The sequence below is a fragment of the Lysobacter sp. P5_B12 genome (assembly GCF_056400425.1).
In genome coordinates, this window is record NZ_JBFULG010000004.1 from 236,819 (window position 1) to 250,295 (window position 13,477).

The 13,477-nt window shown below is 66.0% G+C and carries 14 protein-coding genes and 1 pseudogene; 4 read left to right on the forward strand and 11 right to left on the reverse strand.

Features of this window, described 5'->3' with window-relative positions:
• The 5 genes from AC1DOM_RS08890 to AC1DOM_RS08910 all read right to left on the reverse strand — a co-directional run bounded on the left by AC1DOM_RS08890 (position 1) and on the right by AC1DOM_RS08910 (position 3,265).
• Positions 1–954 carry a formylglycine-generating enzyme family protein gene (locus tag AC1DOM_RS08890; protein WP_498962338.1) on the reverse strand — a complete coding sequence of 318 codons (954 nt, stop codon included), beginning with the start codon at positions 952–954 and terminating at the stop codon, positions 1–3.
• Positions 951–1,493 (reverse strand): DUF4136 domain-containing protein, encoded by a 543-nt coding sequence (locus AC1DOM_RS08895; RefSeq protein WP_498962340.1) that lies wholly within the window; start codon positions 1,491–1,493, stop codon positions 951–953. Before AC1DOM_RS08895 ends, AC1DOM_RS08890 begins: the two co-directional genes overlap by 4 nt.
• 20 nt (positions 1,494–1,513) lie before the next feature.
• Entirely contained in the window at positions 1,514–1,981 is a 468-nt protein-coding gene (locus AC1DOM_RS08900) for a YidH family protein (protein ID WP_498962342.1), read from the reverse strand.
• A gap of 78 nt (positions 1,982–2,059) precedes the next feature.
• A complete protein-coding gene (locus tag AC1DOM_RS08905; RefSeq protein WP_498962344.1) occupies positions 2,060–2,485 on the reverse strand; it encodes a response regulator transcription factor in 426 nt (141 codons plus the stop codon).
• A 93-nt stretch (positions 2,486–2,578) separates the two neighbouring features.
• Positions 2,579–3,265, reverse strand: coding sequence for a response regulator transcription factor (locus tag AC1DOM_RS08910; RefSeq protein WP_498962346.1), 687 nt, complete (start codon positions 3,263–3,265; stop codon positions 2,579–2,581).
• A gap of 197 nt (positions 3,266–3,462) precedes the next feature.
• Between AC1DOM_RS08910 and AC1DOM_RS08915 the strand changes: the two genes are divergently transcribed.
• The 4 genes from AC1DOM_RS08915 to AC1DOM_RS08930 all read left to right on the forward strand — a co-directional run bounded on the left by AC1DOM_RS08915 (position 3,463) and on the right by AC1DOM_RS08930 (position 8,107).
• On the forward strand, positions 3,463–5,055 hold the full coding sequence (locus tag AC1DOM_RS08915; protein ID WP_498962348.1) for a sensor histidine kinase: 1,593 nt from the start codon (positions 3,463–3,465) through the stop codon (positions 5,053–5,055).
• Positions 5,056–5,125: 70 nt separating this feature from the next.
• Positions 5,126–6,079 (forward strand): SphA family protein, encoded by a 954-nt coding sequence (locus AC1DOM_RS08920; protein WP_498962350.1) that lies wholly within the window; start codon positions 5,126–5,128, stop codon positions 6,077–6,079.
• Positions 6,080–6,090: 11 nt separating this feature from the next.
• Entirely contained in the window at positions 6,091–6,804 is a 714-nt protein-coding gene (gene aqpZ / locus AC1DOM_RS08925) for an aquaporin Z (protein WP_498962352.1), read from the forward strand.
• 1 nt (position 6,805) lies between these two features.
• Complete coding sequence (locus tag AC1DOM_RS08930; protein WP_498962354.1) at positions 6,806–8,107, forward strand: peptidase MATCAP family protein; 1,302 nt, start codon at positions 6,806–6,808, stop codon at positions 8,105–8,107.
• Between the two features lie 3 nt (positions 8,108–8,110).
• Here AC1DOM_RS08930 and AC1DOM_RS08935 read toward each other — a convergent pair whose 3' ends face one another.
• The 6 genes and pseudogenes from AC1DOM_RS08935 to AC1DOM_RS08960 all read right to left on the reverse strand — a co-directional run bounded on the left by AC1DOM_RS08935 (position 8,111) and on the right by AC1DOM_RS08960 (position 13,339).
• A complete protein-coding gene (locus AC1DOM_RS08935; protein WP_498962356.1) occupies positions 8,111–8,992 on the reverse strand; it encodes a bile acid:sodium symporter family protein in 882 nt (293 codons plus the stop codon).
• 6 nt (positions 8,993–8,998) lie between these two features.
• Positions 8,999–9,433, reverse strand: a complete 435-nt coding sequence (locus AC1DOM_RS08940; RefSeq protein WP_498962358.1) for a hypothetical protein — start codon at positions 9,431–9,433, stop codon at positions 8,999–9,001.
• A gap of 102 nt (positions 9,434–9,535) precedes the next feature.
• Positions 9,536–10,210, reverse strand: a pseudogene (locus AC1DOM_RS08945) (copper resistance protein B); the annotation flags it as partial.
• 38 nt (positions 10,211–10,248) lie between these two features.
• Entirely contained in the window at positions 10,249–12,030 is a 1,782-nt protein-coding gene (locus AC1DOM_RS08950) for a copper resistance system multicopper oxidase (protein WP_498962360.1), read from the reverse strand.
• 78 nt (positions 12,031–12,108) lie between these two features.
• Positions 12,109–12,498 carry a CopL family metal-binding regulatory protein gene (locus tag AC1DOM_RS08955; RefSeq protein ID WP_498962362.1) on the reverse strand — a complete coding sequence of 130 codons (390 nt, stop codon included), beginning with the start codon at positions 12,496–12,498 and terminating at the stop codon, positions 12,109–12,111.
• Between the two features lie 46 nt (positions 12,499–12,544).
• On the reverse strand, positions 12,545–13,339 hold the full coding sequence (locus AC1DOM_RS08960; RefSeq protein WP_498962364.1) for an OmpA family protein: 795 nt from the start codon (positions 13,337–13,339) through the stop codon (positions 12,545–12,547).
• Between the last annotated feature and the right edge of the window lie 138 nt (positions 13,340–13,477).

Sequence of the window (13,477 nt, forward strand, 5' to 3'; positions counted from 1 at the left end):
TCAGCCAGGCAGCACGCAGCGGAAGCCGAGGTGCGAAGTCGACGTATCGACCGGCTGCGCCATGCGCGCGGCGGGACGATAGCGACGGCAGTAGTTCGGCGCGCACAGGTGCGAGCCGCCTTTCATCACGCGGCGCGGAATGCGCAACTGCGGTTGCGCGGGATCGAAGCTGGACTCGACTGGCCCGCCGCGCGGGTTTTCGGGAATGCAGCAGGCTTTCTGCGCTTCGGCGGGATGGCGCGGGCGATACCAGTCCGACGTCCATTCCCACACGTTGCCGATCATGTCGAACAAGCCATGACCATTGGCGGGAAATGCGCCGACGGGCGAGGTTCCGACATAGCCATCCTGCGCGAGGTTCTGCCACGGGAACTCGCCCTGCCAGGTGTTCGCGCGATGCAGGCCGTGCGGCGTGAATTCATCGCCCCACGCGAACTCGGCGTCGTCCAGGCCGCCGCGCGCCGCGCATTCCCATTGCGCTTCGGTCGGCAATTGCTTTCCGGCCCATTGCGCATACGCCTGCACATCATTCGCGGCCACGTGCACGACGGGATGATCGTCCTTGCCGTCGATCGACGAATGCGGGCCGAGCGGATGCCGCCAATCGGCGCCGCGGATGAATTGCCACCAGCGATAGTGATCGTCCAGGCCCACGCGATGCGCCGGCGGAACGAACACCACGGAGGCCGCGACCAGCATCTCCGGCAACGCGCCGGGATAGTCCTCGGCCTTCGGCGGAATCTCCGCCAGCGTGACGTGCCCGGTCGCTTCGACGAACGCCCGGAATTGCGCATTCGTCACCGGCGATGCATCGATCCAGAACCCGTCCACGCTCACGCGATGCGCCGGCGCTTCTTCCGGATAGTGATGGTCCGATCCCATGCGGAAGGTGCATCCGGGGATCCACACCATGCCGGCGCTCACGTCGCTGCGCATCGCGGGTTGCGCGCTCACTTGACGACCGCGCCCGGCGGGAAGCTGGCGAACATCTTGTCGAGCGCGGTGTTCACCGCGGTCTCGGTCTTCTCCGGCGAATCGGGCACCGTGCCGCTGGCGACACCACGCCAAACCGCCTTCTTCGTCCCCGTATCGAACATGTCGAGCACCAGCGTACCGACGGTGTAAGTGTTCACGCGCGTGGTCGAAGTGGCCATTCCGCCATAGCCCCATCCCGGCCCATAGCCCCAACCGCCCATGCCGGTGCCCGTGTACATCGTGTCGAGCGTCTGCTTCTCCTGGGTCGCGACGTTGCCGACGATGGCGAGGTCGCCGCTGCCTTCCTGCCGCGTGAAGCCCTTGGCGGCCATGCGCGCATCGATACCCGCGAGGATGCGTTGCTTGGCCAGCGGGTTGCTGATCTGCAGCTCCTGTGCCCAGTAATACGTGTGATAGCGCGAGAAGTCCGCGGCGGGGTCGTGGTCGACGGTGACGTCCGGTGTCGATGCGCAACCGGCGAGAAACACGGTCAGTGCGAATGGAATGAGCGCCTTCATTGCGTTTCTCCTGGAGTGTCCTAACCGAAGGGTTTGACGTCGAACACCATGCTGGCGATCGCCATCAGCCCGAGGAACAGCAGCACCACCGCACAGATCAGGATGGGCGAGATCGGATACGCACTCTGCCCGTGGATGAGCCCGTCGCGAATCATATGCATGCGTTCCAGGCGCAATTCCCGCATGTAACGCGCGTGATAGACGATGCCGACAATCAGCAAGAGGATTCCGAGGGCGACCAGCGCGATGCCGAAGTTGCGTGGCGCCTCGCGCGCCAGCGGCGCACCCGGGTTCTCCAGCCAGTGCGTGAACACCTGGTAGATCGTGAAGCCGAAGCTGATGAGCGACAGCGAGGTGCGGATCACCGACATCAGCGTGCGGTCCGCGCTCAGGCGCGTACGCTGGAAGCTCATGCCGGTGCGGCGCGAGGAGAGCTCGACCGAGATGTCGTCGGAGGTCTTGTATTTGGCGGGATCGACCGGGGCCATGGCCCCAGCTTCGGGTTGCCGCACGGACCGCACAACGGGGTTTACACGGTCGGGTGTCTCAGTATTTCTACTGTCCGGTCACCGCCGCAGCGCGTGCCGATTGAGCGAGGCCGACCCGAACCAGCGACCGGCCATCACCGCATCCACCGCGGCGGCGAGTGCGTCGCCGGCATCGGCCTTGAGCACGTAGGCGGTGCGCGGAAGCGCACGCGCGCGTTCGACCAGAGCCGGTTCGTCGTGCACCGTGATGAAGACCACGCGCAAGGCCGGATGCGCCTTCAGCGCGAGCTCGGCGGCCTGCAGCCCATCCATGCCGGGCATCGAGATGTCGGTGACCAGCACGTCGGGCTGGAAGGCCTTCAGCGCGGGCAGGATGGCATCGCCGTCGGTCACCAGGCCCAGGACCTCGAAGTCCTGCGCCAGCAGCGTCCGCAACTGGCGCGCGACGACCGGGCTGTCTTCGGCCAGCAACACCCGCGTGCGATTCGGCGCGACCCCATGCATGCCGCCCAGCGTGACGGTGCGCGCGCGCCGCGCCTATCGCGAAAACGACTGAAACCGGGCAGGTAAAACTACTGCCCCCCATCAGTACACGGCTCAGGGCGGCGCGTCGATCGCGATCAGCCCCGCGTGCGCGGCCTTGCGGACCAGTTCGACGGTACTGTGCACGCCGAACTCCTGCATGATCGCGTACTTGTGCGACTCGACCGTGCGCACCGACAGGCCAAGTTCGAAAGCGATCTGCTTGGAACGCAGGCCTTGCGCGACGCGTTCGAGGATCTCGCGCTGCTTCTGCGTCAATGCGGCGTCGGGCGTGGACCGCGAGGCCAATGGCGCACCATGCGCGCGATGCGCGCTGGCGCGGATCGTGCGTGCGGCGAGCGTCGGCGTCACGTAAGTGCGTCCAGCCAGCACTTCGAAGATCGCGCGCACCAGTTCGTCGCCGGCCGAGGATTTCAGGACGTAGGCGCTCGCGCCCCCTTCGATCGCCTCGGCGGCGAGTTCGGGATCGGCGTGCATCGTCAGGAACACGAAGGGCACCTCGATGCCCATCGCGCGCACCGCGCGCATCGCTTCCAGGCCACTCATGCCGGCCATGCTGATATCGGAGACCACCACGTCGGGTGGATCGCGCTTTACCGTCGCGACGAGCGACTCTCCGTCGCTCACGATCTGGATGTTGCAGAAGCACTCCAGCAACAACATTTCCACGCCTTGGGCGACGAGCACGTGGTCGTCTGCCAACAGCACGCGGGCCCGTTCGCTCGAATTCGCAGCGTCCATTTCTGGTCCCCCTCCTACATTTCGATGGGTCCCCCGCGTCCGGTGAGCCTCGCGTGAAATGCGTTCAGACCGCGTGAGGGGCAGGCGCGCATTCATGTATTCGAACGGGTCATCCATCCGTCGGAACAGTGACCTTCCGTCATTGCCCGGCGCGTGTACGAGGTGTACACGAAGCTGAAAACGTATTGGGGCTCAGCATGGACCAGGCACCCGCACGCACGGGGTGGCTCCTGCCCGCGGCCGTCGCCGCGGCGGGGGCGCTCGGGCAGACGATGACCATGACGCCGTGGATGGCGTCCTTCCTCGGGCAATCGGTCTGGGTTCCCGGCGCGATCCTGATGTGCGGCCTTCTCGCCACGCCTGGTTCGCGTTGGCCGGTTGTCTTCGGCGCCGCGCTGTTCGGCAGCGCGATGGCGTGCGTGGGGATGGAGCGCGAGTTGTTGCCGCATTGCGTGGTGTTGATGGGCGAATTCGCGCTCGTCGTCGTCGCCACGTGGTGGCTGCATCCCGAGCGCGACGGGCGCATCTCGCCCACGGGCTGCGATCCGATCAAGTTCCTGCTCATTTGCGGCGTGCTTCTTCCCGTGGCAGGCGGTGCATGGGCGCATGCGGCCGGCGCGCAACTCGGCACGATGTCGATGCCGATGTCGTTGACCGACAGCCACGAAATGCTCGCGCGCAGCATCGGCTACCTGATCGTCGTGCCCGCCTTCACCGGCGCGGTGCGCCTGGCGAACGAGCACGTTGAAGACGAAGGCGACGCACGGGGTTGGCAGCCGGCGATCATCCTGGTCGGCGCGCTTGCGATCGTCGTGCTGTGGATCTCGCCGATCGGCAACGGCGAAGCCTTCCCGCTGTTGTTGCTCGCACCGATCATGTTGCTGCTGTGGTCCGACCACACGCTCGGATCCGCCTGGACGCGCGTGGCCTGGCTGCCGGTGTGGCTCGGCTGCCTGTTGTTGACCTCGCTGGGCATCGGCCCGCTCGTGCACGATGTGTCGCTCGCGACGCTCTCGCACGTGCAATGGTGGTCGATCGGCACGACCGTCGTGTTGCTGCTGCTCACCGCGCTGCGCGACCAACGCGGCGAATCCAGCGAGGCCCTGCGCGATTCCGGCGAACGGCTGAGCCAACTTGCGCGGCGCGCGATGAACATGCAGGAGAACGAACGCAGCCGCATCGCACGCGACCTGCACGACGACGTCAACCAATCGCTGGCTTCGATCTCCATCGAACTCAGCAGCCTCAAGCGCAACGCCGATCCACCGGGCCGCGATCGCATCGAAGGCTTGCAGGATCGCCTGCTCGGCGTGTCCGACGACATCCGCCGCCTCTCGCACGAACTGCACCCGAGCATGCTGCGCTACACGAGCCTGGCCGCGTCGCTCGAAGGCCTGTGCGCGAGCCATTCACGTGAAGACTTGCACGTGCGTTGCGAAACCGACGAGTCCTTCGACCTGGCCGAGCCGCAGAAGCTCGATCTGTTCCGCATCGCGCAGGAAGCGCTGCACAACGTCGAGAAACATGCGGGCGCACGGCATGTGCGCATCGAACTGCGCCGCGACGGCGGCAACCTGGCGTTGCTGCGCGTGGAGGACGATGGCCGCGGACTACCCGCCGATCGCGCTGCGGCGCCGCGGCGTGGCCTGGGCATGATCAGCATGGTGGAACGCACGCGCTCCTTGCGCGGCCGCATCGAGTTCGGCGCAGGCCCGCGCGGCGGCACGCGCGTGGACGTGCGCTTCCCCGTCGCCGCGTCATCGGTAGAAGTACTGAGGCCTGTCCCGTAGAAGTCGGGTTGGGCTATGCGGCGGCGACGCGGAGGATAGGCGGCGTCCCGTCGTCAGCGGAAAACCGCACATGCGCTCGAGCGCGCGTCCCCTCCCCCTCGTCGTCGCGCTGGCCTGTGCCCTGCCCTGCACGTTTGCCGATGCTCCCGCCCATGCCACGGAAGGTGGCCTCGGCAAGCCCATCACCGGCTTGCAAGGGACGTCGTATGCAGGCCTCGTTCCGCCGACGCCGGGATTCAACCTCGACATCGAGTACATCTATTACTCGGGGCAAATCGGGGGGCAGCGCGAAACGCCGATCGGCCGCAGCACGGCGATCGGCCTGGATGCGCAGTTCAACCTGCTCAGCTTCACCGGCGTGTATGTCTGGCCCACGGGCGAAGGCCGCTGGAACTACGCGAGCGCCGTTGCGGTGCCCTTCGCGAAGGTCGACGTGAGTGCGGACCTGCGCATCGGCCGGCTCGGCCTGTCGACCGACGACCGCGACAGCGGCCTGTTCGACATGACCTTCGTGCCGGTGATCGCCAGCCGCCACTTCAGCCAGGCCAAACACCTGTCGCTCGCGCTCTACGTCAGCGCACCGACAGGCGCTTACGACCCCGACAAACTCGCCAACGTCAGCCTCAACAACTGGTCGTTTTCTCCCACCGTCGCTTACACGCAACTGGGCCAGGCCGGCACGCTCGAGTTCACCACGCTGGCGGCGGTCGACCTCTACACCGAAAACAACGCGACCGATTACCAGAATGGCGCAGTTTTCCGCGCGGATGCGTTGTTGATCAAGAGGACCAAAAGCGGTTGGGGCTTCGGCGGCGCAGGCGGCTGGATCCAGCAGCTGGAAGACGACACCGGGCCGACCGCCGATCGCCTGGATGGCTTCAAGGGACATTCGCTCGCGATCGGCCCCATCGCCACCTACAAAACCGGCAAGGTCGAGTTCTCCGCACGCTGGTTGTACGAGTTCGACGTCAAGAATCGATTGGAAGGCAACCCGGTGATGGTCACCGGCACGATCATGTTCTGAGGAGACCGACCATGCTCAAGCGACTGCTCGCCGAAACCATCGGCACCTTCTGGCTCGTGCTGGGAGGCTGCGGCAGCGCAGTGCTCGCGGCAAACTTCGGCGGCGACGGCAATCCGCTCGGCATCGGTTTGCTTGGGGTTTCCTTCGCCTTCGGCCTGACCGTGGTCACCGGCGCATACGCGTTCGGGCATATCTCGGGCGGACATTTCAATCCGGCCGTGAGCGCAGGCCTGTGGGCCGGCGGTCGGTTCCCTGCGAGAGAGTTGATTCCTTATTGGGTCGCGCAAACCCTCGGCGCGGTGCTCGCCGGTTTCGTGCTGTGGCAGATCGTGCACGGCCGCGCGGATGTCATGATCGATACCAGTGCCGCGGGCGCGTTCGCGACCAACGGTTACGGCACGATGTCGCCGGGCGGTTATTCGATGGTCGCCGCGCTTCTTTGCGAGCTGGTGATGACCGGCATGTTCCTCGTGGTGATCATGGGCGCCACCGATCCGAAGGCGCCTGCGGGTTTCGCACCGCTCGCCATCGGCCTGGCGCTCACGCTCATCCACCTGATCAGCATTCCGGTCACCAACACCTCGGTGAATCCCGCGCGCTCGACGGGCGTTGCGTTGTTCACCGGCGGCATGCCGCTGCAGCAACTGTGGTTCTTCTGGGTCGTGCCGATCATCGGCGGCGTCATCGGTGGCGGCCTGTATCGCTGGCTGAGGCAACCAGAATGAAATGAACGCCATCCTTGCTGACCCTTTACTCGATCGTCTGTTCACCGCCGACGCGGCCATCGTCAAGGTCGGGCGCAAGATCCGCGTGCTCGATGCGATCGGCTGGCCCGCGACAATGGAGACGCGCTTCCTCGAACGCCTGCGCGCGGGCCAACCCGAACTGCCGCAACCGCCCACGCAGCCGCAAGCGCTGGAAGCCGAAGTCGACGAACTCGACGCGCTGATGCGCGGCATCGACCGCGGGCATCCCATCGGCCACTGGTTGTGGAAGACCGCGTGGAGTTACCGCGTCGCCGCGCAGATGCTGCGCGGCATCGGCACGCCCGAATTCACGCGCTGCTCCACCCTGCTCTATGGCCGGCCGGATACGAAGTACCAATCGCAAGACATCACTTCCGACGACGCGGCGCGCGACATGCTCGCGACCACCGATCATTTGATCGATTCGCGCCTGATCCCGGAAACGCCCTGCGACATGACGGCCGAAGTCTTCGCGGAACGCATCCGCGCGCGCATCGATCCGTTCTTCACCGACGACAAGGTCGAAGTCGTCCTCAATCCCGACCTGGCTTCGAAGGCCGCCGCCGGCAGCAAGCAGATCACCTTGCGCGCGACCGCGATGTTCTCCGAACTGGATGTCGAGCAACTGGTCCAGCACGAAGCCTTCATCCACTCGGCCACCTTGCTCAACGGCAAGCACCAGCCGCACGTCAAATCGCTCGGCGTGGGTTCCCCGCGCACCACGCGCACGCAGGAGGGACTGGCGACGTATTCGGAGATCATTACCGGCGCGATCGATCTGCAACGCCTGCGGCGCGTTGCGCTGCGCATCGTCGCCGTGGGCCAGGCCCTGCAGGGCGCGGACTTCATGGAGGTCTTCCGCACCTTCCTCGATGCGGGCCAGACCGAAGTGGAAAGCTATCGCAGCGCCGCGCGCGTGTTCCGCGGCGGCGACGTGCGCGGCAAGGTCTGCTTCACCAAGGACGGCGCGTACCTGGAAGGCGTGATCATGGTGCACCTGTTCATCTGCAAGGCGCTGCACGAAGGCCGCGGCGACATCCTGCGCATGCTGTTCTGCGGGCGCGTCAACACCGCGGACGTCATCACGCTGACGCCCTTCCTCGAAACCGGGCTGATCGTCGGGCCGCGTTACGTCGCGCCGTGGGCGAAATCGCCCGAACGCGTGCTCGCGACGATGGCCTTCTCGGCCGCGACGGAGAAATTCCGCCTGGATACGTTCAAGCTCGATCGCTTCGTGGAATACGAGGACGAGCGCATCGCCGAGTCCGGTATCGGCGCCTGAGCGTCAGCGCGGTGGCAACGGTGGCGGCGACGGCGACGGGGGACACTCCGCGCGGCGCTGCCACATCACGTAAGGCACGCCGACGAGCGTCGAGACGAGGACATAGAGCAGCACGGTGCCGACGAACTTGATGTCCGGGAAATTCGCCGAGGCGATGGTCAACGCGATCGCCGGATGGCGGCACGCGCTGGCGAGCGCGAGCACGACCGATTGCTCGCGCACGGGCCTGCCCAGCCAATGCCCGACGCAAAGGCCGATGACGACGAACAGCGTGATGGCGAAGATCGACCCGTCGCCGACGGCGGACCAGATACTGCGCCACGCGGCGGCAAGCAAGGCAACCACCGCCAGCGGCAGCAGGACCTTCGCGATCCACCCCGCGATGGGCGCGAGGCGTTCGGCCAGCTCCGGCAGGCGCCGCCGAATTGCGAAGCCCACCAGCAACGGCGCCAGGATCATCGTGATGACGATCCGCGCGATCGCGACGAACGAGGTGTGGAACTCGCGATGGAACATCCACGACAGGATCGCGCCCGAAAGCGGGATCACCACGATGGCGGTCAACGAGAGCGTGACCAGCAGCGCCACCATGTAGGAGTGCCCCCCGCCCGCGCGATCGGTCTTGGTCGGCAACAGCGGAGGCAAGGGCGAAAGGGAAAGCGCGACCAGCGCGAGCTCCGTCGCGCGTGGGAAGTTGCAGGTCTCCTGCATCACCACCGCGACGATCGGCATCACCAGCAACACCGACAGCAAGGACTTCGCCATGAGCCCCGGCCGGCGCCAGAGGTAAAGCAGGTCGTTGCGCTTGGTGTGCAGCCCGAAGCCCAGCACCGTGCAGATGATGCTCAACTGGAAGGCGAAGATGACGATGTGTTTGGGATCCATCACGTCTCAACGCGCATAGAGGTCGACCCTCACGCCCTCCGCCGAGTTCTCCCCCACCTGCACGCTGAAACGCCGCTCGCCATGCTTCACACGCACGAAGACATCGCCCTTGGCGACGTCGGTTTCGAAATCCTTCGTGCCCAGTTTGTCGCGAAACAGATCCCGCGTGGCGAGCGCGATGCTGTTCTCCGTCTGGCCCTGCCGCACCGGCACGACGACTTCCGTCGGCGCGTCCTCGTCGTTCTGCCAGACCAGGAACTTGATCTGGCCGTCGCTTTTGGCCGAGCGATCGAAATCGATCGTCCAACGCTTGGCTGCATCGCCGGGGCGCTTCATTGCAGAGGCAGCGTCGGCGGACGCTGGCGCTTCGGTCGATTGCGCGAGCGCGCCACCGCAGCCGAGCGCGGCGAGGAGGAACAGCACGACACAGGACGAGCACATCGCGGATCTCCCGGAGGCAGAACCTCACAATGGCGGGCACCGGGCGGTGGAACTACCGCAATTCCACTTTGCGGCGGGCCAGTAGAACTACTGGACTGCACACTAGAACCAGACTCGCACCCCCGCAACCAGCCGCGTATCCCCCGCGCCCTCGCCCGCCGCGCGCCGGAAGTCCGCAGTGTCGCCATACGCGCGTTCGTACACCAGCCCCACGTACGGGGCGAATTGCCGATGCACTTCGTATCGCAAACGCAGCCCCGCTTCGATGGTCGACAAGCCGGAACCGATGCCGCGTTGCGGATCGTCCTTTCCGTAGAGATTGGCCTCCATCAAAGGCTGCAGGATCAGGCGGTTGGTGAACAACACGTCGTACTCGGCTTCGATGCGTGCCGAGGTGCGACCGGACGGGCCCAGGTACGCGGTGGCCTCGACTTCGAACTTGTAGGGCGCTACGCCGGCGACGCCCAGCGCCGCCCAGTCCTGCGAAGCGCCCGGTTTGAAATCGTGGCGCACGCCGGCCAGCAGATCCCACCACCGCGCGATGGGTCGGCCGTACAGGGCTTCGAATCCGGCTGCCTCCGTGCGCCCATCGATGCGTTCGCCTTCCGAGCGCAACCACAGCTTGTCGGTATCGGTGCCGATCCACGCCTGCGCTTCCCATTCCAGGCCCGTGCCGTGGTCCGCGTCGAATCCTTCCAGGCGATTGAACAACACGTAAGACTGCACACTATTGTCGTGCGCGGTTTCCCCGTGCGCGTGATGCTGCGCGTACGCACTACCCGACGCGAGCAACCCGACGGCGATGACGAACGCCTTCATCGTTCCACCCGCACTTCGCGCATCATCCCGGCTTCCATGTGGAACAACAGGTGGCAGTGGTACGCCCATGCGCCGGGTGCGTCGGCGCGCACGCGATAGCTGCGGCGCGTGCCGGGCGGCATGTCGATGGTGTGCTTGCGCACGTGGAATTCCCCGTCTTCGTCCTCGAGGTCGCTCCACATGCCATGCAGGTGGATGGGGTGCGTCATCATCGTGTCATTGACCAGCACGATGCGCAGGCGCTCGCCGTAGTTCATGCGCAAGGGTTCGGCTTCGGAGAATTTGCGCCCGTCGAAGCCCCACACGAAGCGCTCCATGTGGCCGGTGAGATGCAGTTCGATGTCGCGGCCGGGTTCGCGACCATCGGGGTCGTCGAAGAGGCTCTTCAGCATTCCGTAGCGCAGAACGGTGCGTCCGTTGTCGCGCAGGCCGACGCCCGGATCGTCCAGGCGCGGCGTCGGCGCGGCGGCCTGCATGTCGACGAAGGGATTGCCGGTTTCGCTGGTGGGATGGGTTTGCGCGGGCATCGCGTGGCCCATCGCGGCGTGGTCCATGCCGGGCATGCCAGCCATGTCGTGCATCTCGTGCGACATCGCGCTGTCCGATGGCATTGCATGCGACATCGGACCATGCCCCATGTCCGCCATCGTCAGGATCGCGCGCGGATCCAGCGCAGGCACCGGCGCGCGCAGGCCCTCGCGCACGGCGAGCGTGCCGCTCACGAAGCCGGTGTGGCCCATGTCCTGCGCGAAGATCGTGAAGGCGTCCTGCCCCGCCGGTTCGACGATGACATCGAAGGTTTCCGCCGCCGCGATGCGGAACTCGTCGACGGTCACCGGATGGACGTATTGCCCGTCTGCGGCGACGACGGTCATCTTCAACCCGGGGATGCGCACGTCGAAGTACGTCATCGATGATCCGTTGATGAAACGCAGCCGCACCTTCTCGCCGTGGCGGAACAGGCCGGTCCAGTTGCCCAGCGACGTCGCGCCATTCATCAGGTAGGTGTAGGTATTGGCGTTGACGTCCGACAAATCGGTCGGCGTCATCCGCATCCCACCCCACATGCGGCGATCGGCGAGCGTCTTCGACAGGCCGGCGCGTTTCGCATCGCGCAGGAAGTCGCCGACCGTTCGCTTGTGGTAATTGTCGTAGCCCGGCATTTTCTTCAAGCGCGAGAACAACGCGGACGGATCGAGATCGGTCCAGTCGGTCAGCATCACCACGTGTTCGCGGTCCCAGGCGAAGGGCTCGGGTGCAAGCGGATCGATGATCAGCGGTCCGTACAGCCCCGCCTGTTCCTGGTAGCCCGAGTGGCTGTGATACCAGTACGTGCCACCCTGGCGCACGTCGAAGCGATAGTCGTAAGCCTCCCCGCGGCCGATGCCGTCGAAGCTGATGCCCGGCACGCCATCCATGTTCGCGGGCAACACGATGCCGTGCCAATGGATCGAGGTGCGATCGCCATGGATCGACCCGGGCGGCAACGCGTTGCGCACGCGCAGGTGCACGGTGGTGCCTTCCTTCCACCGCAACAGCGGCGCGGGAAGCGAACCGTTGACGGTGACCGCGGTGCGCGCGCGGCCGGTGAAGTTAACCGGCGATTCGCCGATGGACAGATCGAACTGCGTGCCGGTGAGCGCGGCCTGGCGCATTGCGCCCGAAGACGCACGCAAGGGCCACGCACCGATGCCGGCGAACACGCCGGCGGCCGCGAGGCCTTGCACGAAACGGCGCCGCGCGGGTTGCGCAGGCGCGTCGAAAGGATCGAAAGACATCCGACACTCCGGAAAACGGACAGGCGTGCGCACGGGCGCACGGCGGGAAAGGCGTCGCGACGGACGCCGATGGACCGCTTAGCCGATGGGAGGTCGGATCAGATTCGGGAGCGAGGGACTCGCGCGTGATGCATCACGCACGGCGACGGACAACACGGCGGAACCTGGCGTCCACGCCACGATGCCGGGCATCGGCAGGGTCGCGGCCTGCGCGATGCAACTGCACATGCAGGCGCCGGGCGGACAGCAATCGGCGTGTGATGCCGAGGGTGCAGCGGGCGCATCGTGCGTCGCCGCCGCCGTCGCTTCATGGCATGGCGCCGCAGCGTGTTGCGTGCTGGTGGCCACATCGCCCAAGGCCATGCGGACATTCGCGAACGCCGTCGTCGTGCCGTTCGCCAACAGGGCGAGGCACAGGAGCAGGCGCAGCAAGCACGGCAACGGACGCATGGCCAAAGAGTAACCCATGCGCCCGTCATCGAAACAAGCCCCGCGGTGGCGGGGCTTGATCGGTTCACTTCTGGGGATTGACGCCCTTGTCGACGACCAGTTTCACGACGACCTTGCGCGCATTCGCGTTGTTCCCGGAGCCGGCGTCGGGCGCCACGCCCATGCCGTCGCCCGCGGTCACGCGGCCGGGTTGCAGGCCACCGGAACGCTGCAGGTAGTTCGCCACCGCTTCGGCGCGGCGCTTGCTCAGGCGTTCGTTCGCCGCGGCATCGCCCGTCGAATCGGTGAAGCCCTGCATCACGACGGCGTAGTTCTGGATTTCCTTGGCCTTGGTCGACAGCGCCATCAAATCCGACTTGCCCTTTTCCGAGATCGCGGTGCTGCCCGAAGCGAACATCACTTCGGCCGTGGCGACCGCTTCGTATTTGCCGAAGTCGTCCATGCGCTTGCCCATCGCATCGACCTTCGTCGATGTCGGCGCGACGCCTGCCTGGACTTGCTGCGCGGTGCGCATGTCGTCGGAACGGAACGAAATGGCGGTGGCCTGCAGTTGGTCGCCCTGCGCGACGAGGTCGGCCACGATCGGCAGGCCCGGCATCAGCGCGGTCTTCTGCATGCGTTCGAAGCGGACGGCCGCGAGGCCTTCCTTCTTCTTGATCTCGGTGGTCGAGGTCAACATGATCTTGTGATCGACGTTGTTGCTGTCGCGCACGGTGACGGTATCGCCGTCGATCGCGGTGATCAGCCCCTTGACCGTCGACTTGTCGCCATCGGCGGCGAAAGCCGATGGCGCGAGGGCGAGCCACGTCAGCAGCGCGGCGATCCAGATCGCGTGTTTCGAAGATGTCCAGCGTGCCATGGCATGTCCCTCCAGGACGATTGGCCGAGTGGAAAGCCTCGCGCCGGGATCGTGGCCTCGCAATTGCCCGTTGGGCCAATCCGTTTTGGCTCATCCGTGGGCGCGACCGACCACCACGCGCCCTGTTCACCCGGCGTG